We start from the raw sequence: 17,070 nt of genomic DNA, 5'->3' as shown, positions 1-17,070 counted from the left end.
GGAACTTCGGCAAAGAGCGGGGAACGCGCATGAAGCCAACGGGACAAACTGAATTCGCGGATACGAAAGAGGCTGTGCGCGCCGTTTCGATCAACGAAAATGACTTTCCTTTGATGCCAGCCCTATCCGCTGAATGTTGCGCTCTTGCCGTTATCGTGGGTGTGGAAGGCCCATCCTATCGCCGTTGCGGTGCTGCAATGGTGATCGATGCCTCTGGTCGCAGCTGGGGAAATCTTTCCTCCGGCTGCATCGACAAAAGTGTCGCGCTCAATGCGAAAAAGGCCATGGAAACCGGCAAAACCATGCGCGTGCGTTACGGCAGCGGTTCGCCTTATTGGGATGTTCCTCTCCCATGTGGTGGAGCGCTCGATATTCAGATTTTTCCGTTTCCTGACAAACAGCTTTTGAGTGTCGTTGCAGCGCAACTCAAGGCACGAACGCCAGCCATGCTGAGCTTGGGGGAAGACGGAACTCTGTCACTTAATCCGGCCGGCGTGGGCCTGCAATTAACAATCCTGCCGCAGATCAGGGGGTTGATTTTTGGCACAGGCATGGAAACAGTATGTTTTGCCGAACTCGCGCTTGCTGCCGGTTGTCGGGTAGAATTGTTCTCGCCAGACCCGAACGTGCTGACGCGTTTTTCCTGGGCCTCGCCTCTTGTTACAAACAATTGGCCCGAGAATGTCGAAATAGACAACAGAACTGCCGTTGTAACGTTCTTTCACGATCATGATCGCGAGCCGATAATTTTATCTAAGGCACTCAGCAGCCTCGCATTTTTTGTCGGTGCGCAGGGCAGCAGACGCGCCCATGTGAAGCGATGCGAAACGCTCGGCGCTCATGATTGTTCGCCAGAGCATATCGAAAAGCTGCGTTTTCCCCTCGGGCTTATTCCATCGACTCGTGATCCCCATACGCTAGGCGTATCGGTGCTTGCGCATATATTGCAAAATGCGACGGATGGTGCGTTTTCAGGCATGCATGCAGAAGACGCGCAATGAGAGGGGCTGCAAAAATTGCAATACTTGTTTTGGCTGCTGGCAAATCCCGGCGGTTTGGCGCCGGAAATAAACTTCTTTCGCGCTATAACGGAAAACCCTTAGCAGCCCATGTGGCAGCGTCCCTCCGGGGGCTGCCATTTAGTTTTGGTGTCATTGTTGCAAGCGATCCTTCGGTTGCAAGCCTATTCAGGCACACAGGTTTACGCCCTTTATTTCCCAAGAACTCATCAACGCAAAGCCAGAGCCTGAGGGGCGGATTACAATACGTAAAAAGACGCGGAGCGAGCCATGCGCTTCTGTTGCTTGGCGACATGCCATATGTCCCCAGACAACACCTGAGAACAATGATGGCGAAGGCTGGACCTCATCCACTCATGTCTCATAACGGAAAGTCGTCGCTGCCGCCGGCCTTGATACCGCGACACCTGTTTGGGAAACTCCAGCACCTGCATGGAGATACCGGTGCGGGCAGAATCCTCATGCGCCACCCATCCACTGTGCGGCTCCCGTTAGATTCCAGACAAGCAGTTGATGTTGATACCAAAACGAAATGACGATGAAATCGCTGACTTCGAATGCATTTCAATCTTGTTGAAGCATCATTTTATCGATCCAGCTTCGCTCCAATAGGCACGCAACAGCAGGATGAAAAGCAACTATTCTGTAAACCGCCCCAAAAAACGGCAAACTGCTCCCGCACGAACATCGAATAAACGATTGAAAAGTAATGGCGATCCCGACTGGATTCGAACCAGTGACCTACGGCTTAGAAGGCCGGTGCTCTATCCAGCTGAGCTACGGGACCTCACCATCAGAACCCGGCCATAGCATGAAGCATGAGGCCGGGAAAAGCTGTTAATGCGTCCAAGGCTGGGCGCGATAGAAGCTGAAGTTATCCGAATAGGAAACCTTGCGGCGCTTCACTTCGTGCGGCTCGATCACGCGATAAGCAATGCCGTTACGGGTCGCGTATTCGATTGCGTCTTCACGGCTGTCAAATGACAGGCGAATCTGGCTCTTCATATCGCCGGATGATGTATAGCCCATCAGAGGCTCAACCTTGCGGGCGCTCTCCGGCTCATATTCCAGAAGCCAGTTTTCTGTTTTGGCTTTACCAGACTGCATTGCGGTCTTAGCTGGACGGTAAATACGTGCAACCATTTGAAGAACCTTGATCCAAATCTTTTGCTGACGCGCATATCAATGGCGACAATTTCATCAAGGCAATAGTTTACACATCACATCATGTCAACGCGATAAAGGCGCACGCCACAGCATCTAACTGCGACATACTTCATCTTTGCAAACTGTCTTGAAGAAAATGGTCGGAGCGAGAGGATTCGAACCTCCGACCCCCTGATCCCAAATCAGGTGCGCTACCAGGCTGCGCTACGCTCCGTGCTTTGTAAGCGGCCCTTCCCTAGTTAATCGACAGAAATAAAGCAAGCGATAAAAAGTGCCTTTGCGAATTTTATTCACATTCATACGCTTATTGGCGTTTTTGGTTTGAACAAAAAGTCGGAACAAATCACCAGGCTGGGGCGTTTCAGTTGCATCTTCACATTTTCAGGAGTTTCAGAGTGAATCGCAACGGTCTTTATCTTGTTATAGGTGCTCTTATCGTCATCGTGGCCGGATTCGCGGTCTATACCTATCAGGAAGAAACGAAGCCTTCCGGTATAGAGATGAAAATCGGAGAAAATGGTGTCTCCATTCAGGAGAACTAATCCCTTAGTCTGAAATGCGCGTCTAATATCCACATTTGTCGGATACTTAATCGAGTTAAAAACATATAAATCGATTAAGATTTCAATCGCTTACCGTTTGTGATGCAACTATTTTTCGCGGTCCGTGTTATTTGGCTTGTCAAGTCAACGGAGGCTCGAAAATCGGGAGTATCGAAATGGATATGCAGAATTCAGATGCGCTTTACCGTCGTCACGAAAATGAATGGGCAGCATTTCGGGATGCCGTTCAGCAAAAAGAATTGCGCCAGAAACGCGACGAGCCCGCATCTGCTGACTCTTTTTCGGGAAGCACGTCGTCTCAACCGGAATAGTTGATCAGACTGTCTTTTAACAAACGCCGCGCAAGCGGCGTTTTTTATTGTCCACCAGCATCATGAAACCTTAAATTCAAGAAAATTGACTTGGGATTTCAAGCTGCTGCGCTACGTTCCTTTCATCTTCACCCCATAAGGATAGCGAAATGTCGGTACCAAAAGTAGCAATAGTCACCGCAGCCGGCAGCGGCATGGGTGCTGCATCTGCAAAGCGTCTTGCGCAAGATGGCTTTGCGGTCGCGATTTTATCATCTTCAGGCAAAGGTGAAGCCCTTGCCAAAGAACTGGGCGGCATTGGCGTAACCGGCTCCAACCAGTCGGTGGATGATCTAAAGAAACTCGTCGATCTCGCAATCGAAAAATGGGGCCGTGTCGATACATTGGTCAACAGTGCCGGTCATGGCCCACGTGCGCCTATTCTCGATATTACCGATGAAGACTGGCACAAGGGTCTTGATACTTATTTCCTCAACGTCGTGCGCCCAAGCCGCCTTGTGGTGCCTTACATGCAAAAGCAGAAATCCGGCACGATCATCAATATATCCTCTGCATGGGCTTTCGAGCCAAGCTCGATGTTCCCGACTTCGGCGGTTTTTCGGGCAGGCCTTGCTTCTTTTACGAAGGTTTTTGCAGACACCTATGCAGCAGACAATATCCGCATGAACAATGTTCTGCCGGGCTGGATCGACAGCCTGCCTGCCACCGAAGAACGCCGCGACAGCGTGCCATTGCAGCGCTACGGAACCAGCGAAGAAATTGCTGCAACCGTTGCATTTCTTGCCTCTGAAGGTGCCGCTTATATCACGGGACAAAATCTGCGCGTTGATGGTGGCCTCACCCGCTCCGTTTAGTTTCGGCTTGTCCGCAGTAACCAAATGCGAAGGAAGACGAGCTAGTGTCTTCCTGTCGCGATTCGGACACCGTTACGAGCAGGACAGGGGACATAGAAATGGCACCGCGCAAACGGAGTTCCCGCCCGACAAAACGCTCAAGTGGGCGTTCAGGCGGGCGCAAAACCAGTTCAGGCTCATCCGCACCAATATTGGCGCTCGGCGCAATATTGGGTCTGGGTGCTTTTAGTCTGTGGGCAACGGCACAACATAAAAGCCCACAAGCCGCCATTTCTGCGCTTTTCAAACAGAGTGCGCCAAAGACCGTCTCTTCTGCCCCTGCAAAGACAGAGACCCGACTGCCTGCCGAAAGGGCAGTGATCGAGAAGAAAACGCAATCCAGAGATTATGCGGGCGCGGTTGGTCCTGTCCCTCGCCCTACGGCACCCGTTGCGCCTGCACAGCCCAAACCCGTGCAGCAAGCCGCCATTCAAGCGCCTAAGCCGCCGATGCCAACGCAGAAGCTCGTCCCACCGCCCCCGGCCTCTGCACGTGCTTTGCCAATGCCGCCGCGCGGCACAAATGCAGCCGCACACTCGCCATCCGTGGTCTATGCAAAGACGAAGCTTATCATTCACAAAAATGCCTGGGATAAGTCGCCTTCAATCGGCACTGTGGATAAAGGGCGCGAAATGCGCTCCTATGGCAAAACAGGTAGATGGCACCGTGTTGTTGTGCCCTCGACCAATATGATTGGCTGGGTGCATGAAGAGCAGCTGCTCGGTGGCCGTAGCAAACCTGACAGCGCAGGGATGATCACCGGATCGGTTGCCAAAAAACCACAAGCGCCCGCCCCAGCGGTGCCCGTGGTGCAGAAGACACGCATTCAGCCGCCGATGGCCGTTGGACAGAAGAACTAAACTTTCTGCGCAGCTTTCGCCATGGCTGCGATTTGGGGATCACCCGGCAGATAGTTAAAACCAATTGCAAGCAATGATGCGGTATCGGCGACCATATCGCCGAACAGCTGCTCATAAAGCATCTTCCTGCCGACGAGCGTCAGCAAAATATTCATAAAAATGGCTGGCACCGGCAGCAATCGCGACGGACGCCCCATCGCGGCACGTGCTTTTGATACAAGCGCGCGTGTTGAACGCGGTTCCGGCTCGGCAAGATGGAAGATCTGGCCCGAAACTGCATTTGAGGGTGCGCTGGCCAAAAACACCAAGGCGCGCGCCACATTTTCCAGTGAGACAAAACTTCTGCGATTGTTGGCAGCGCCCAATGGCAAAGGCAGGCCGCTGTCGCAAAGCCGCATCAAAGCGCGCAGATTGGCCTTCGCATCCGGTCCATAGACAAGCACAGGACGCGCAATCACCACTTCGATACCACGCATGGCAAGCAGAGCAATTTCGGCCTTGGCTTTGGCACGTCCATAATCGTCACGCGGGGCAAGCGGCATATCCGGCGTAAGCGGCGATGGGTTTTGTGCAATCGTGTAGATCGTCGAGACAAAAATGAAGCGACGCACACCGGCCTGTCGGGCTTTTTCGGCAAGTTCAACTGTCAGGCGATGATTAACGGCATCAAAGGCCTCTGCCTGTGGCCGGCCCGCCCCTGTGCGATGCGCAAGGGCAGCACAATGAATAACCGTATCCACGTCATAGAAGTCGGGGTTTGAAAGGTCATTGCGAGACAGAGCAAGGCTTGCATGGCCTTCTAGCGCCAAATGTCCAAGAACAGCGCTTCCGATAAATCCATTGGCTCCGGTGACGGCGATCTTCATTCATCACCGTGACCGCTATCCGACAAAACCTGTGCGGCCAACGTGCGGGTTATGCGGGTTTTTTGTTCAAGGGCCACGCGATCAAGGCGATCAACAATCTGGATTGCCGACAAAAGTGAGCGCTCGATCCGGCTGACCAGATAGCTCACCACATGCGGCTCGACGCTGATTTGGCGGTCGGCGAACAGTTTATGGATGACGCCACCAAGCAGCATATCGTCCGGCTCTGAAATCTCCACGACTGTTGCAGCCTTCAGACGCGATGCAAGATCGGGGAGCTTGACGTTCCAGTTGGCAGGTAGAAGACGCGACGTCATCAAAAGCGACGGCCCCGGTCCGAGGGCGGCGTTCTGCCGGACGCTGTTTATGAGATGAAACAGACCTGTTTCGTCAAAAGCCGCTCCACCGATATTGTCGATCAAAACCGGATATTCTGCCGCCCCCGTCACCACATCATCGCTGATGGCTTTCGGATCGGCCAATAATGCATCTGTTGCCGCACGCCAGACTTCTGCCAGATGCGTTTTGCCCGCACCTGTCGGCCCTGCAAGGATCACCACCGGCGCAACCCAGTTCGGCCAGCGATCAATCAGATCCACCGCAGCACGGTTCGACCCCGTGACGATAATATCTTCGCGGTGATAGCCGGGTTGATGCACGAGATCGAGCGGAATTTGACGCGGGGCGTCACTCATCGCTTTCTCCTGTGCTTTCAACCGGGTTACAGTTCGATTTCATTTTTCCTTGCCTGCATTCTCGCCAGCTTCGATCAACAACCCTTTATCGGAATGCGAACGCTTAAACGCCGGGTCGTACATCGGAGAATGGAGATAGCGATTCAGCGCAAATCGCACAAGCACCCCGACTGCCGCCGCAGCAGGCACGGCAACCAGCATTCCGGTGAAGCCAAACAGGGAACCGAAGGCGAACAGAGCAAACATCAGCCAGACCGGATGAAGCCCGACCGATGAGCCAACAAGCTTGGGCTGGAGGATATTTCCTTCCACGAATTGGCCCAGGAAAAACACCCCTGCAACAACCACAATCGCAATCCAGTCCGGCCAGAACTGCACCAGCGCAACACCGATGGCGAGCGCCAGTCCGATAAAGGATCCGATATAGGGGATAAAGCTTATAACGCCGGCGAAAAAGCCGATCAGCAGGCCAAAATTAAGACCTGCGAGTGTCAGGCCGATAGCATAATAAGTGCCGAGGATGAGGCACAAAGTACCCTGCCCACGCACAAAGCCTGCAACCGCCTTATCCATGTCACGCGCGATACTGCGAACCGTATAAAGCTGTCTGCGCGGCACCCATGAATCGATACGATCAACCATGCGATCCCAGTCGAGCAGCATGTAGAACGCAACCACGGGCGTGACGATGAAAAGGCCTGCAATATCGATCAGAGATTTCCCCGAATTCCACAGGGATTGCAGCAAAGTGGAAAGAAAACCAGCCCCTTGCTGGAGCAGCGAGCTGAGATTCTCCTGAATGACTGAGCTGTCGATGCCAATATAACGCTTGAGCCACTGGGAATTTTCATTCGCCATCAATGCCTGAAGCTGCGAAATGTAATCGGGTAGTTTGCCGATCAAATCCACGAGCTGCGTAGCCAAAATCGGAATGATGATCATCAGCCCGACCACAAGTATGATCAGAAAAACGAGCAGGATGAAAATGGTTGCGGCCAGCCGCGACAATCCCAGCTTCTCCAGCCGGTCCGCAACCGGATCAAGGAAGTAAGCCAAAGCCATTCCGGCCACAAATGGCAGCAGAACCGGGCTGAACACGACCAAAAACAGGATGAACACCAATATGGCACATGTCCAGAACATGGCCTGACGACGCACGACCGAACCGGTGAAGCCACCGACTTCGACATTGACGTGAATGTCGCCATCACGCGCCACAGCATCCGATTGCTGTATGGTTTTGCTCGTGGCATCGGTCACGGGCGCTGGTTTCTTGGCCATATTCATCCATTCTCTGAAAAGGCAGGTTGTGAGCTTGTCCGATAAATAATCATATTACTATTGTTATAAGCACTGGGCGAGGATGATAGTTAGTCCAACGCAGAAAGATTGCAATGGATGTGCGCGGTGCAAGTTTGAACGTGGCTGGCAACCCACAGGGTCGTGATTTTCCGCAGATTCCTGCGTTGTTTTGTGCTTTTCCGGCTCTGCGGCCTTGCAGGACAGGCAATCTCATGTCATTGCGCGCTTAATTATTCCCGCCCAATCTCCAGGAGCAGGTCATGACCGTTGAAAATAACCCCGCCCAAAAAAATGGACTGACCTATGCGGAGGCTGGCGTCGATATTGATGCGGGCAATCTGATGGTCGACAAGATCAAGCCACTTGTGCGCTCGACACGCCGTCCCGGCGCTGATGGGGAAATTGGCGGCTTCGGCGGCCTGTTCGATCTCAGGGCCGCTGGCTTTACCGATCCGGTGCTGGTCGCAGCCAATGATGGTGTTGGCACCAAGCTCAAAATCGCAATCGATGCAGATAAGCATGACACCGTTGGCATTGACCTTGTTGCCATGTGCGTGAACGATCTTGTCGTACAGGGCGCAGAGCCGCTGTTCTTTCTCGATTATTTCGCGACCGGCAAGCTGTCGCCTGATCAGGGTGTCGCCATTGTCTCCGGCATTGCAGAAGGCTGCCTTCAGGCTGGCTGTGCGCTGATCGGTGGCGAGACCGCTGAAATGCCGGGAATGTATCGCGATGGCGATTATGATCTTGCTGGCTTTGCGGTTGGTGCCGCAGAACGCAATCGCCTGCTGCCGCGCGGCGATGTCTCCGAAGGCGATATTATTCTCGGCCTTTCGTCATCAGGCGTTCACTCCAACGGTTTCTCGCTGGTGCGCCGCATCGTTGAAATATCCGGTCTTGGCTGGAAATCGGATGCGCCGTTCAAGGAAGGCGCAACGCTTGGTGAAGCCCTGCTGGAGCCAACCCGCATTTATGTAAAGCCTCTGCTTGCAGCAATCAAAGCGTCGGATGGCATCAAGGCATTGGCGCATATCACAGGCGGTGGTTTTCCGGACAATATTCCGCGCGTTCTGCCAGATGGTCTTGCGGCTGAAATCAATCTTGATGCAATCGATGTTCCGGCCGTTTTCTCCTGGCTTGCCAAGACCGGCGGCGTCGAACCGCTCGAAATGCTGCGCACGTTTAACTGCGGCATCGGCATGATTGCTGTGGTCTCGCCCGACAAGGTGGAAGACGTGGTTGCCGCGCTCGCCAAGGAAGGCGAAAACGTTGTTACGCTCGGCCGCATGGTCAAGCGCGAAGGCGAAGGCGTTGTTTATCAGGGCACTTTGGCGCTATGACCCGCAAGCGGGTCGTCATTTTCATCTCGGGCGGCGGCTCCAATATGGAGGCGCTGATCCGCGCTGCTCAGGCGCCCGATTTTCCGGCTGAAATTATCTCGGTCTTTTCCGACAAGCCTAATGCCGGCGGCCTTGCGAAAGCGCAAGCCGCAGGTATTGCAACACAGGTGTTTACCCGCAAGGATTATGCTTCCAAGGAAGCGCATGAAGGCGCAATCCTTGAAGCGCTTGCAGCATTAAACCCGGACATTCTCTGCCTTGCAGGTTATATGCGGCTTCTCTCTGCAAAATTTATTGCGCCTTATGAGGGCCGTATCCTCAACATCCATCCTTCACTGCTGCCGCTTTTTGCGGGCCTGCACACGCATCAGCGTGCCCTTGACGCAGGGATGAAGCTTGCTGGCTGTACCGTGCATCTGGTGACGGAAGGCATGGATGAAGGTCCGATTCTGGCGCAGGCCGCAGTGCCGATTATTGATGGAGACACGGAAAGCACGCTTGCTGCCCGTGTGCTGAAGGCAGAGCACAAGGTCTACGCTTTGGCGCTCAAAAAGTTTGCCGGTGGTGACGTGGAAACGAGCCTGTCACAAGATGCAATGGTAATCAGCGCCTGACCGGCAATGCACAATGAAGCGCGACAAATTAATCACACCCCAATTTTTTCGTTAACAAAACTTTAATTCTCGCGAAAATGCCCTAATTCGGGTGCGTAAGGGAAGCTGCTTCGGCAACCCTATGAGAGTCGCATAAGCGTCTCTTTCAGTATGTGTTTATTAGAGGACAAAATCATGTCTCTCCGTTTTTCGACTTCATTCCTGTCAGCTATGGCCGTTGCTTCAGGCATCGCAATGACGGCTCCGGCACTTGCCGCTGACTTCGTGGCCGCTCCCGGCTCAGGCCGTACACAGCCGCGTTCGGAAGTTGGCACTTTGACTTGCGATATTTCCCCGGCAATTGGTGTGATCATTGGAAGCCAGCAGGACGTAAATTGCGTATTCAAGCCCGTTCGCGGCCGTGGTCCCATTGAGCATTACACAGGCAATATCACCAAAATTGGCGTTGATATTGGCTTCATCAATGGCGGCACGATGGCTTGGGCGGTGTGGGCTCCAACTGTTCGCCCTGAGGGCGCGCTCAAGGGCCGTTATGTTGGCGCATCGGCAAATGCCGCAATTGGCATCGGCGCAGGCACCAATATCCTGACCGGCGGCTCATGGAAAACCATCTCGTTGCAGCCTATCTCGCTTCAAGGGCAGAAGGGTCTCAATGCAGCTGTTGGTCTCTCGAAGCTTAAGCTGAACTACGCAGGCTAATCCGGTCTGATACAATCAAAAGCCGCGCTTAACTTACATTAAGCGCGGTTTTTTATTTTATGAAAGCTTTCTGATCCAGATTTTGGTGTCATGAACCGCAAGCCCGCCATATGGCGCAGCAGGCTCAGCACCGATCAGCGTATTGATCCCCTCACCGCGCTCGAAGGTCGAATTCGGGAAAATGCCCTCCGACACCACAACGCCGCGCTTTTGACCGGCGCGCAGCACGGCATGAAGCACGACCTCGCCGCGATGATTGCCAATTTCAATCCGCTCACCATCCGCAATATCCAGTTGAGCCGCATCATCCGGGTGGATGAGAAGTTCCGGCCGGATTTCTTTGGCAAGAGAGGTGGGTGTTTCGGCAAACGTTGAATTGAGAAAATTATGCGCCGGCGATGTGGCCAGTCGGAACGGATGTTCATCATCGACTGCCTCGATCACATTCCAATAGTCCGGAAACTCTGGAATTGAATGATGCGGCCCTTGCAGCCCCATGACTTCCGGCGGTTTGTTTGGTGAAGGGCTACCGGTCCAGTCCGGGCGGAAGCGGAACTTGCCATCCGGCCATTTGAAGCCTTTGATATAATGCGCTTCCTCAAAGGGTGGTTGCATATCGACAAAGCGCTTTTCCTTCAATTCATCGAAATGCGGAAGATCGCTGTTGGTGTTCATATTGTCGATTAATGTGCGTTCGTCGACGTTAAAGCCGGGCAGATGCGCAACGCCAAGTCGCTCCGCCAACCCATTGATAACAAAGACATTGGGGCGAGCCTCTGCAAGAGGTTCGATCAGTTTTGGTCCTAAGACCACGTGCTGCTGACCGCCGCCACGGTAAATATCGTCGTGTTCGAGAAAGGTCGTGGCAGGCAGAACAACATCGGCCATTTTGGCCGTATCCGTCATGAACTGCTCGTGCACTGCAACAAACAGGTCTTCACGCGCAAAGCCCTGACGCACCAGGCGCTGTTCAGGCGTCACATTCATCGGATTGGTGTTCTGGATCAGCATTGCCATCACAGGCGGACCGCCGTAGAGCGCTTCGCTGTCACCTGTGAGAATGCGCCCGATCTTCGACTGATCAAGGAAACGCAGGCTTTTATCCTGCATAGTGCTGCCTTCGATCTCACGCTTGTCCATCTTGAAGATGCCCGCATTGGAATGAAATGCGCCGCCGCCTTCATATTGGAAAGCACCAGTGACACAGGCAATCGATGCCGCCGCATGCATGTTAACCGCACCATTGCGCTGACGCGTAAAGCCGTAGCCAAGACGGAAATAGGTCCGTCTGGTCTTGCCCACCAGATGCGCGAAAGCCTCGATTTCCTCCACGCTTAAGCCGGTGATTTCAGCGGCCCATTCCGGTGTGCGGGTTGAAAGATGGGCCTCCAGCCCTTTTGGATCGTCGGTGTAGCGGTTGAGATAATCCCAGTCGCCAAGACCATCACGAAACAGCACATGCATAACCGCACAGGCAAAAGCGCCATCGGTGCCAGGTTTCAGCACGATGCCCATATCGGCCTGACGCACAGTCGCATTGGCGTAGATGTCGATGACCACGATCTTGGCACCGCGATCCTTGCGTGCCCGCACCGCATGGGTCATCACATTAACCTGTGTGGCGGCGGCATTGGTGCCCCAGATGACAACCACATCCGCCTTTGCCATCTCGCGCGGGTCTGGCCCCGTCAGGCTGCCGGTGCCAGCAAAGTAGCCGGTCCAAGCCATATTGGTGCAGAAACTGTCAAACTGGTTTGAATAGCGCTTGGCATAACGCAGACGATTGATGGAATCGCGCTGCACAAGCCCCATCGTACCCGCGTAATAATAAGGCCAGACGCTTTCACTGCCATATGTCTCTTCGGCTTTGAGAAAGCGCTCGGCGATCAGATCAAGGGCTGCTTCCCAAGATGCCTGTTTCCATTCGCCATCCCCCTTGCGACCAGCGCGAATAAGCGGATGCTTCAAGCGATCCGGGTGATGCACACGTTCAGCATAGCGCGCGACCTTGGCGCAGATCACGCCTGCGGTATAGCTATTGTCTTTTGCGCCGCGCACGCGGCCAATCGTTCGCTCATCCAGCAACTCAATATCGAGTGCGCATGTGGAGGGACAATCATGCGGACAAGCGGAATGTCCAATTTTGATATTCGTTTTGGGGGACGTCTGGCTCATAATGCTTTTTAAGCCAATCGCAGCGTAATTGCACCCAATACGATCAGCCCTGCGGCCAGAAAACGCGGCAAGCCAATTTTCTCTTTGAGAATGGATGCAGAAATAAGAATACCAAACAAGATAGCTGTTTCTCTCAGAGCAGCAACAACAGCGATTGGGGCCATCGTCATAGCCCATAGCGCAAGACCATACGATAGCAAAGTGCCTAGACCGCCGATCAGCGATGGCCGCCAGTGGTTTCGAATATAATGCAAGAAGCGATCCGGCTCACGATACAGAGCCCAGCCCGCCAGTGGAAATGCGTTCACCAGAAACAGCCAGAGCGTATAGGACAAAGTATGCCCCGATGCCCGCACGCCCACACCATCAATGATGGTGTAAGCTGCGATAAACCCCGCATTTGTAAGCGCAAGCAAAGCCGTCCTGCTTGATGTGCCACCATTGCGCCTTCGCGCGTCCAGCGCCATGGCCAGAACGCCAGCGCAAATCAGCATAACGCCAATCCAGCCACCCAAACCGATAGTTTCGCCAATCAACGGTGCACTGACCAGCGCCACCAGCAAAGGCGGCGTTCCGCGCATGATCGGATAGGCTTCGCTCATATCGCCTGATTTATAGGCGGCGGCGACCAGCGACATGTAGAATATCTGCGTGATGGTCGAAAGCGCAATATAGATCCAGCTTGAGGGATGCGGTAAAGGCAGAAAGGGCAGAAAGAAAACTGCAATCAGTCCGGCTGCGCCGACCACACAGGCAGCGGCAAAAAACTTGTCGCCCCCTCCTTTAACAATAGCGTTCCAACTTGCGTGGAAAAACGCGCCGCAAAGGACAATCAGCAGAACAGTACCGGACATGAAAGACACGACTCGAATAAGAGCAGATGATGAGCGTTGTATCTCACATTTCGCAGCACTGGGATATTGCCGAAAGCGACGAGGCATGAAACAAACGCGAATATGAATTACCGTCACGCCTATCACGCCGGGAACTTTGCCGATGTCGTCAAACACGTCATCCTTTCCCGCATCATCGAATATCTCAAGCGCAAGGAACAAGCCTTCCGCGTGGTCGATACCCATGCAGGCATAGGGCTCTATGATCTGCGTGGCACGGAGGCCGGCAAGACTGGCGAATGGATCGGCGGTATTCGCCGTATCATGGATGCCGTTGAAAAGGCTGAAATCCCGCCACAAGCAATCGAACTGCTTGAGCCTTATCTGGATGCCGTTCGGTCGGTCAATAAGGGCAATGAGCTGAAACACTATCCCGGCTCTCCGCTTCTTACGCGCCACCTTCTGCGCAAACAGGATCGTCTGTCGGCGCTGGAGCTGCATCCGCAGGATGCCAAGAAACTGGCGAAACTGTTTGATGGTGATTATCAGGCGCGGGTCATTGCGCTTGATGGCTGGCTGTCGCTTGGAGCGCATATGCCGCCCAAAGAAAAGCGTGGGCTTGTTCTGGTCGATCCGCCATTCGAGATAGAAGGCGAGTTTGATCGTCTCGTCGATGGGCTTGTGAAGGCTTACAAACGCTTTCCCGGCGGGACTTATGCGCTGTGGTATCCGGTCAAAGACCGGAAAGAGACTGACCGATTCACAAAGCGCCTGCGGGAAACCGAGATCCCGAAAATCATGAAGATCGAGCTTGCGATTCGCGCACCATCGTCCGAACCGCGCCTTGATGGGACCGGGATGATTGTCGTCAATCCGCCTTACACACTCGAAAGTGAGATGCAAATCCTGCTTCCCTGCCTTACCAAATTACTTGCGGAAGAAAAGGGGAGCAATTTCAGCATTCAATGGATACGCAGCGAGACGGATCGCACTTGACCGCTGGCCATTGCTGAAAGAAACTGCACCTGAGTTTGAAAAGCGAGCGTCATGCTCGAATTGTAAGACAGGATAGAGATATGCAACGCAAGTTGGATCGCATCGGACAGTTTTCTAGGGCAGCATTTCTCTCTGCTTCGGTCACTCCCCTGACGTTTGCCTCGCTGCCCGCAAGTGCTGCCGACTATTTGGCGCCGGCACCAGCCGTTGTTGGCGATGCAGGTTTGTGCAATCAGCAAAGCGTACTGCGCCGCGTGGTTTCTGATTTCGGCTATCAGGTTCGCCATGTGCCACATCTGCCGCAGGTTCGCATAACCGCGATGAGCGATGTTCGCCTCACACGCTATGAGCCAAAAAACAATCCGGCCCAGATTGAGCGCACCTATTGTAAGGCAACAGCCGTTTTGAGCGATGGCCAGTATCGCCCGGTCTGGTACCTGGTTGAAGAAGGCCAGGGCTTTGCAGGCGTGGGCAGCAATGTTGAATTCTGCGTCGACGGCTTTGACCGCTGGTATGTCTTCGACGCCAGCTGCCGCGTCCTGCGCTGATCGTGTCAGCGATGCTGCGCAAACTGGCGGCGATAACCGCCGCCCTTCTTGCCACTTCCCTTTCAGCGCTATCAGCAATGGCGCAGGACCGGGGCAATAGCCGCCCCGGTGATTTCGATTTCTATGTTCTCTCCCTTTCATGGTCGCCAAGCTATTGCACTCTTGAAGGGCCAAGAGCCAACAAACAGCAATGCGGGACGTCGCGCCCCTTCGGCTTCGTCGTGCATGGTCTTTGGCCACAGAACGAATGGGGCTATCCGGCCAATTGCCAGTTGGACAATAGCCGCAGTCGCGGCAGTTTCGTTCCCCGGCAAATTGTTTCCAGCGTATCCGACATTATGCCATCGACAGGTCTGATTGCGCATCAGTGGCGCAAGCATGGAAGCTGTTCAGGTCTTGCGCAGGATGAATATTTTTCAACGATCCGTCAGGCTTATGAGCAAGTGAACATTCCGCCCAGCCTCCGCAATCTTGCGATCTCGCGCCGCGTTGATCCTATGCTGGTGGAAAAGGCCTTCATTGCGGCTAATCCGGGTATGAAGCAGGATGGTATATCCATTTCCTGCAATCGAAATTATTTGCAGGAAGTCCGAATCTGCATGACGAAAGACCTTAAATTTCGGCCCTGCGAACAAATTAACAATAATGCATGTCGCAGCCGTTCCGTTCTGATGCCAGCGACGCGATAATCTTAACCTCAGGAATAATAATGACTCAGATCCTTTATTCTCCCGCCTCGCCCTATAGCGCGAAGGTAAGAATGGCCGCCGCTTATGCACAAGTTCCATTTGAAAGCGTGGTTGTGACAACCTCTGCTGAGCCAGAAAATCTTATCAACGCCAATCCACTTGGGAAAATTCCAACACTCATCACAGATGACGGAAAGAGTGTTTTCGATAGCCGTGCGATTATGCAGTACCTTAATCGCGTATCAGGCAACAAAATTTTCCCGCGCAATGCAGAAAAGCGTACCGATGCCGAACGCTTTGAAGCCATCGCGGATGGACTGTCTGACGTCCTTCTTGCCCATGTCTATGAGCGCCGCTCACGTCCTGAAGACAAAATTCATCAGCCCTGGCTCGACCTGCAATGGCGCAAGGCTGAACGTGCGCTTGATCTTTTAAACGAAGCCCCGCCGCGTCTTGCGGCTAAGTTGCATGGTGGCCATCTGGCCCTGGCGGCCACGCTCGGTTATCTGGCGCTGCGCTTTGAAGGCAAATGGGAGCGTGGACGGCCAAAGCTCAAGCGCTGGATGAAGCGGTTCGGAGAGCTGCACCCCGAACTCTCAAAGCTTCTGCCCCACGCTTAAAAAATGAAATAAAAAAAACCGGGCAGTTTCCTGCCCGGTTTTTTCGTTCAATTACGAAGTCATTAGAACTTGTAGCCGATACCGACGCGAACGTCCTGTGTGTCGAGCTTGTTACGAACCGATTCGTTGCCGAGGTCGTAGGTCTTGTTACCGAACTGGGTGTAGCGGTATTCAACGCGGCCCAGAATATTGTCGGTAAGCTTAGCTTCCATACCAACGCCTGCTGTCCAACCAACGCGGAACTTGCTTTCGTCGTCAACAGCATTGCTGAGCTTGATCTGCGAACCAGCAACACCAGCAGTTACGTAAGGCATAACTGGGTTCAGGTCGTAACCGAGACGGCCACGGAGCGAGCCTTCAAAGCCCTGCTTAACTTCCAGACCATCGCGGGACTTCTTAGCCCAAGAGTAACCTGCGTCACCTTCAACACCGTATACGAACTGATCCTGCTGGAAGTTCCAGCCAGCATAAGCACCGGTTTTCCAGTCATTAGGCTTAATTGTAGGATCGCTGAAAACGGACGATTCGTTCTTCGCCTTGTTCCAGCCGTAGCCGAGGTACAAACCAGTGTAACCGCCGGCCCAGGTGTACTGAGGAGCCATTTCAACTGGAGCAGGAACAGGAGGCTGTTCCATGATCGCGTCTGCTGCGAAAGCAGTTGCAGAGAACGGCAGCAGCGCAGCCGAGGCGATTACGAGAGACTTAAGAGTGCGCATTGCATTCTCCTTCAATAAATTACCTTTAGCGCGGTCCCTTATCGGGCGAACAGCAATTGGGAGTGATCCATCCATGCCGCGCTGACAGGACAGACATATCGTTGGTAATTGCGGCATGATCTTTCCGCTTCTGTGGAAAGAACCTGTCGAGAACATGGCAAAAC

At 53.7% G+C, this 17,070-nt stretch carries 20 protein-coding genes and 2 tRNA genes; 13 read left to right on the top strand and 9 right to left on the bottom strand.

Going from position 1 to position 17,070, the window contains the following annotated elements; all coding sequences use genetic code 11:
• Nucleotides 1–29: 29 nt before the first annotated feature.
• Together ABE530_RS03750 and ABE530_RS03745 are read left to right on the top strand one after the other, a co-directional pair.
• Complete coding sequence (locus tag ABE530_RS03750) at nt 30–1,001, top strand: XdhC family protein (RefSeq protein ID WP_499693607.1); 972 nt, start codon at nt 30–32, stop codon at nt 999–1,001.
• Nucleotides 998–1,555, top strand: a complete 558-nt coding sequence (locus ABE530_RS03745) for a nucleotidyltransferase family protein (protein ID WP_499693606.1) — start codon at nt 998–1,000, stop codon at nt 1,553–1,555. Before ABE530_RS03750 ends, ABE530_RS03745 begins: the two co-directional genes overlap by 4 nt.
• A gap of 174 nt (nt 1,556–1,729) precedes the next feature.
• Here the strand turns inward: ABE530_RS03745 and ABE530_RS03740 are convergent.
• The 3 genes from ABE530_RS03740 to ABE530_RS03730 form a co-directional block, all read right to left on the bottom strand.
• Nucleotides 1,730–1,806, bottom strand: a tRNA-Arg gene (locus tag ABE530_RS03740).
• 50 nt (nt 1,807–1,856) lie between these two features.
• The gene (locus ABE530_RS03735; protein ID WP_265983338.1) at nt 1,857–2,162 is read right to left on the bottom strand and encodes an ETC complex I subunit; all 306 of its coding nucleotides are present in this window, start codon (nt 2,160–2,162) and stop codon (nt 1,857–1,859) included.
• 161 nt (nt 2,163–2,323) lie between these two features.
• Nucleotides 2,324–2,400: transfer RNA gene (locus ABE530_RS03730), tRNA-Pro, on the bottom strand.
• A 181-nt stretch (nt 2,401–2,581) separates the two neighbouring features.
• Between ABE530_RS03730 and ABE530_RS03725 the strand changes: the two genes are divergently transcribed.
• The 4 genes from ABE530_RS03725 (at nt 2,582) to ABE530_RS03710 (ending at nt 4,813) form a co-directional block, all read left to right on the top strand.
• A complete protein-coding gene (locus ABE530_RS03725; RefSeq protein WP_265983337.1) occupies nt 2,582–2,728 on the top strand; it encodes a hypothetical protein in 147 nt (48 codons plus the stop codon).
• A gap of 176 nt (nt 2,729–2,904) precedes the next feature.
• The gene (locus tag ABE530_RS03720; protein ID WP_396996901.1) at nt 2,905–3,060 is read left to right on the top strand and encodes a hypothetical protein; all 156 of its coding nucleotides are present in this window, start codon (nt 2,905–2,907) and stop codon (nt 3,058–3,060) included.
• Between the two features lie 149 nt (nt 3,061–3,209).
• The gene (locus tag ABE530_RS03715; RefSeq protein ID WP_499693605.1) at nt 3,210–3,914 is read left to right on the top strand and encodes an SDR family oxidoreductase; all 705 of its coding nucleotides are present in this window, start codon (nt 3,210–3,212) and stop codon (nt 3,912–3,914) included.
• A gap of 98 nt (nt 3,915–4,012) precedes the next feature.
• Nucleotides 4,013–4,813, top strand: coding sequence for a hypothetical protein (locus ABE530_RS03710; protein ID WP_499693604.1), 801 nt, complete (start codon nt 4,013–4,015; stop codon nt 4,811–4,813).
• On the opposite strand, the gene ABE530_RS03705 is transcribed toward ABE530_RS03710, so the two are convergent.
• The 3 genes from ABE530_RS03705 to ABE530_RS03695 are packed head-to-tail and all read right to left on the bottom strand — an operon-like array spanning nt 4,810 to nt 7,655.
• Nucleotides 4,810–5,679, bottom strand: coding sequence for an NAD-dependent epimerase/dehydratase family protein (locus ABE530_RS03705; RefSeq protein WP_499693603.1), 870 nt, complete (start codon nt 5,677–5,679; stop codon nt 4,810–4,812). The genes ABE530_RS03710 and ABE530_RS03705 overlap by 4 nt on opposite strands.
• On the bottom strand, nt 5,676–6,374 hold the full coding sequence (hdaA, locus tag ABE530_RS03700) for a DnaA regulatory inactivator HdaA (RefSeq protein ID WP_265983329.1): 699 nt from the start codon (nt 6,372–6,374) through the stop codon (nt 5,676–5,678). The genes ABE530_RS03705 and hdaA overlap by 4 nt, the downstream gene beginning before the upstream one ends.
• A gap of 39 nt (nt 6,375–6,413) precedes the next feature.
• Complete coding sequence (locus tag ABE530_RS03695) at nt 6,414–7,655, bottom strand: AI-2E family transporter (RefSeq protein ID WP_265983327.1); 1,242 nt, start codon at nt 7,653–7,655, stop codon at nt 6,414–6,416.
• A 281-nt stretch (nt 7,656–7,936) separates the two neighbouring features.
• On the opposite strand from ABE530_RS03695, the gene purM reads away from it, so the two are divergent.
• The 3 genes from purM to ABE530_RS03680 all read left to right on the top strand — a co-directional run bounded on the left by purM (nt 7,937) and on the right by ABE530_RS03680 (nt 10,329).
• Nucleotides 7,937–9,016: a phosphoribosylformylglycinamidine cyclo-ligase gene (gene purM, locus ABE530_RS03690; RefSeq protein WP_499693602.1), complete on the top strand. Its 1,080-nt coding sequence runs from the start codon at nt 7,937–7,939 to the stop codon at nt 9,014–9,016.
• On the top strand, nt 9,013–9,630 hold the full coding sequence (gene purN / locus ABE530_RS03685) for a phosphoribosylglycinamide formyltransferase (protein WP_499693601.1): 618 nt from the start codon (nt 9,013–9,015) through the stop codon (nt 9,628–9,630). Before purM ends, purN begins: the two co-directional genes overlap by 4 nt.
• Nucleotides 9,631–9,804: 174 nt before the next feature.
• Nucleotides 9,805–10,329 carry a DUF992 domain-containing protein gene (locus ABE530_RS03680; RefSeq protein WP_265983322.1) on the top strand — a complete coding sequence of 175 codons (525 nt, stop codon included), beginning with the start codon at nt 9,805–9,807 and terminating at the stop codon, nt 10,327–10,329.
• Nucleotides 10,330–10,386: 57 nt separating this feature from the next.
• On the opposite strand, the gene ABE530_RS03675 is transcribed toward ABE530_RS03680, so the two are convergent.
• Complete coding sequence (locus tag ABE530_RS03675) at nt 10,387–12,504, bottom strand: molybdopterin oxidoreductase family protein (RefSeq protein ID WP_499693600.1); 2,118 nt, start codon at nt 12,502–12,504, stop codon at nt 10,387–10,389.
• Between the two features lie 8 nt (nt 12,505–12,512).
• Complete coding sequence (locus tag ABE530_RS03670; RefSeq protein WP_265983319.1) at nt 12,513–13,358, bottom strand: EamA family transporter; 846 nt, start codon at nt 13,356–13,358, stop codon at nt 12,513–12,515.
• Between the two features lie 102 nt (nt 13,359–13,460).
• Between ABE530_RS03670 and ABE530_RS03665 the strand changes: the two genes are divergently transcribed.
• The 4 genes from ABE530_RS03665 (at nt 13,461) to ABE530_RS03650 (ending at nt 16,190) form a co-directional block, all read left to right on the top strand.
• On the top strand, nt 13,461–14,333 hold the full coding sequence (locus ABE530_RS03665; protein ID WP_265983318.1) for a 23S rRNA (adenine(2030)-N(6))-methyltransferase RlmJ: 873 nt from the start codon (nt 13,461–13,463) through the stop codon (nt 14,331–14,333).
• An 80-nt stretch (nt 14,334–14,413) separates the two neighbouring features.
• Nucleotides 14,414–14,881 carry a phage portal protein gene (locus ABE530_RS03660; protein ID WP_499693599.1) on the top strand — a complete coding sequence of 156 codons (468 nt, stop codon included), beginning with the start codon at nt 14,414–14,416 and terminating at the stop codon, nt 14,879–14,881.
• A gap of 11 nt (nt 14,882–14,892) precedes the next feature.
• Nucleotides 14,893–15,570 (top strand): ribonuclease T2 family protein, encoded by a 678-nt coding sequence (locus ABE530_RS03655; protein ID WP_396996959.1) that lies wholly within the window; start codon nt 14,893–14,895, stop codon nt 15,568–15,570.
• 20 nt (nt 15,571–15,590) lie between these two features.
• Nucleotides 15,591–16,190 (top strand): glutathione S-transferase, encoded by a 600-nt coding sequence (locus ABE530_RS03650; RefSeq protein WP_499693598.1) that lies wholly within the window; start codon nt 15,591–15,593, stop codon nt 16,188–16,190.
• Nucleotides 16,191–16,252: 62 nt separating this feature from the next.
• On the opposite strand, the gene omp25 is transcribed toward ABE530_RS03650, so the two are convergent.
• Nucleotides 16,253–16,906 (bottom strand): outer membrane protein Omp25, encoded by a 654-nt coding sequence (gene omp25 / locus ABE530_RS03645; protein WP_265983314.1) that lies wholly within the window; start codon nt 16,904–16,906, stop codon nt 16,253–16,255.
• Nucleotides 16,907–17,070: the final 164 nt, after the last annotated feature.

Source organism: Brucella sp. TWI559, from assembly GCF_039674265.1.
Taxonomy (GTDB): Bacteria; Pseudomonadota; Alphaproteobacteria; order Rhizobiales; family Rhizobiaceae; genus Brucella; species Brucella chromiisoli.
The sequence above is the reverse complement of the archived record's forward strand: the minus strand, read 5'-3'. Positions and strand labels throughout refer to the sequence as shown.

Excerpts from the sequence above, each read along its gene's own strand:
- ABE530_RS03750 (WP_499693607.1), top strand. The coding sequence starts at position 30 with ATGAAGCCAACGGGACAAACTGAATTCGCGGATACGAAAGAGGCTGTG.
- ABE530_RS03745 (WP_499693606.1), top strand. The coding sequence starts at position 998 with ATGAGAGGGGCTGCAAAAATTGCAATACTTGTTTTGGCTGCTGGCAAA.
- ABE530_RS03735 (WP_265983338.1), bottom strand. The coding sequence starts at position 2,162 with ATGGTTGCACGTATTTACCGTCCAGCTAAGACCGCAATGCAGTCTGGT.
- ABE530_RS03720 (WP_396996901.1), top strand. The coding sequence starts at position 2,905 with ATGGATATGCAGAATTCAGATGCGCTTTACCGTCGTCACGAAAATGAA.
- ABE530_RS03715 (WP_499693605.1), top strand. The coding sequence starts at position 3,210 with ATGTCGGTACCAAAAGTAGCAATAGTCACCGCAGCCGGCAGCGGCATG.
- ABE530_RS03710 (WP_499693604.1), top strand. The coding sequence starts at position 4,013 with ATGGCACCGCGCAAACGGAGTTCCCGCCCGACAAAACGCTCAAGTGGG.
- ABE530_RS03705 (WP_499693603.1), bottom strand. The coding sequence starts at position 5,679 with ATGAAGATCGCCGTCACCGGAGCCAATGGATTTATCGGAAGCGCTGTT.
- hdaA (WP_265983329.1), bottom strand. The coding sequence starts at position 6,374 with ATGAGTGACGCCCCGCGTCAAATTCCGCTCGATCTCGTGCATCAACCC.
- ABE530_RS03695 (WP_265983327.1), bottom strand. The coding sequence starts at position 7,655 with ATGGCCAAGAAACCAGCGCCCGTGACCGATGCCACGAGCAAAACCATA.
- purM (WP_499693602.1), top strand. The coding sequence starts at position 7,937 with ATGACCGTTGAAAATAACCCCGCCCAAAAAAATGGACTGACCTATGCG.
- purN (WP_499693601.1), top strand. The coding sequence starts at position 9,013 with ATGACCCGCAAGCGGGTCGTCATTTTCATCTCGGGCGGCGGCTCCAAT.
- ABE530_RS03680 (WP_265983322.1), top strand. The coding sequence starts at position 9,805 with ATGTCTCTCCGTTTTTCGACTTCATTCCTGTCAGCTATGGCCGTTGCT.
- ABE530_RS03675 (WP_499693600.1), bottom strand. The coding sequence starts at position 12,504 with ATGAGCCAGACGTCCCCCAAAACGAATATCAAAATTGGACATTCCGCT.
- ABE530_RS03670 (WP_265983319.1), bottom strand. The coding sequence starts at position 13,358 with ATGTCCGGTACTGTTCTGCTGATTGTCCTTTGCGGCGCGTTTTTCCAC.
- ABE530_RS03665 (WP_265983318.1), top strand. The coding sequence starts at position 13,461 with ATGAATTACCGTCACGCCTATCACGCCGGGAACTTTGCCGATGTCGTC.
- ABE530_RS03660 (WP_499693599.1), top strand. The coding sequence starts at position 14,414 with ATGCAACGCAAGTTGGATCGCATCGGACAGTTTTCTAGGGCAGCATTT.
- ABE530_RS03655 (WP_396996959.1), top strand. The coding sequence starts at position 14,893 with ATGCTGCGCAAACTGGCGGCGATAACCGCCGCCCTTCTTGCCACTTCC.
- ABE530_RS03650 (WP_499693598.1), top strand. The coding sequence starts at position 15,591 with ATGACTCAGATCCTTTATTCTCCCGCCTCGCCCTATAGCGCGAAGGTA.
- omp25 (WP_265983314.1), bottom strand. The coding sequence starts at position 16,906 with ATGCGCACTCTTAAGTCTCTCGTAATCGCCTCGGCTGCGCTGCTGCCG.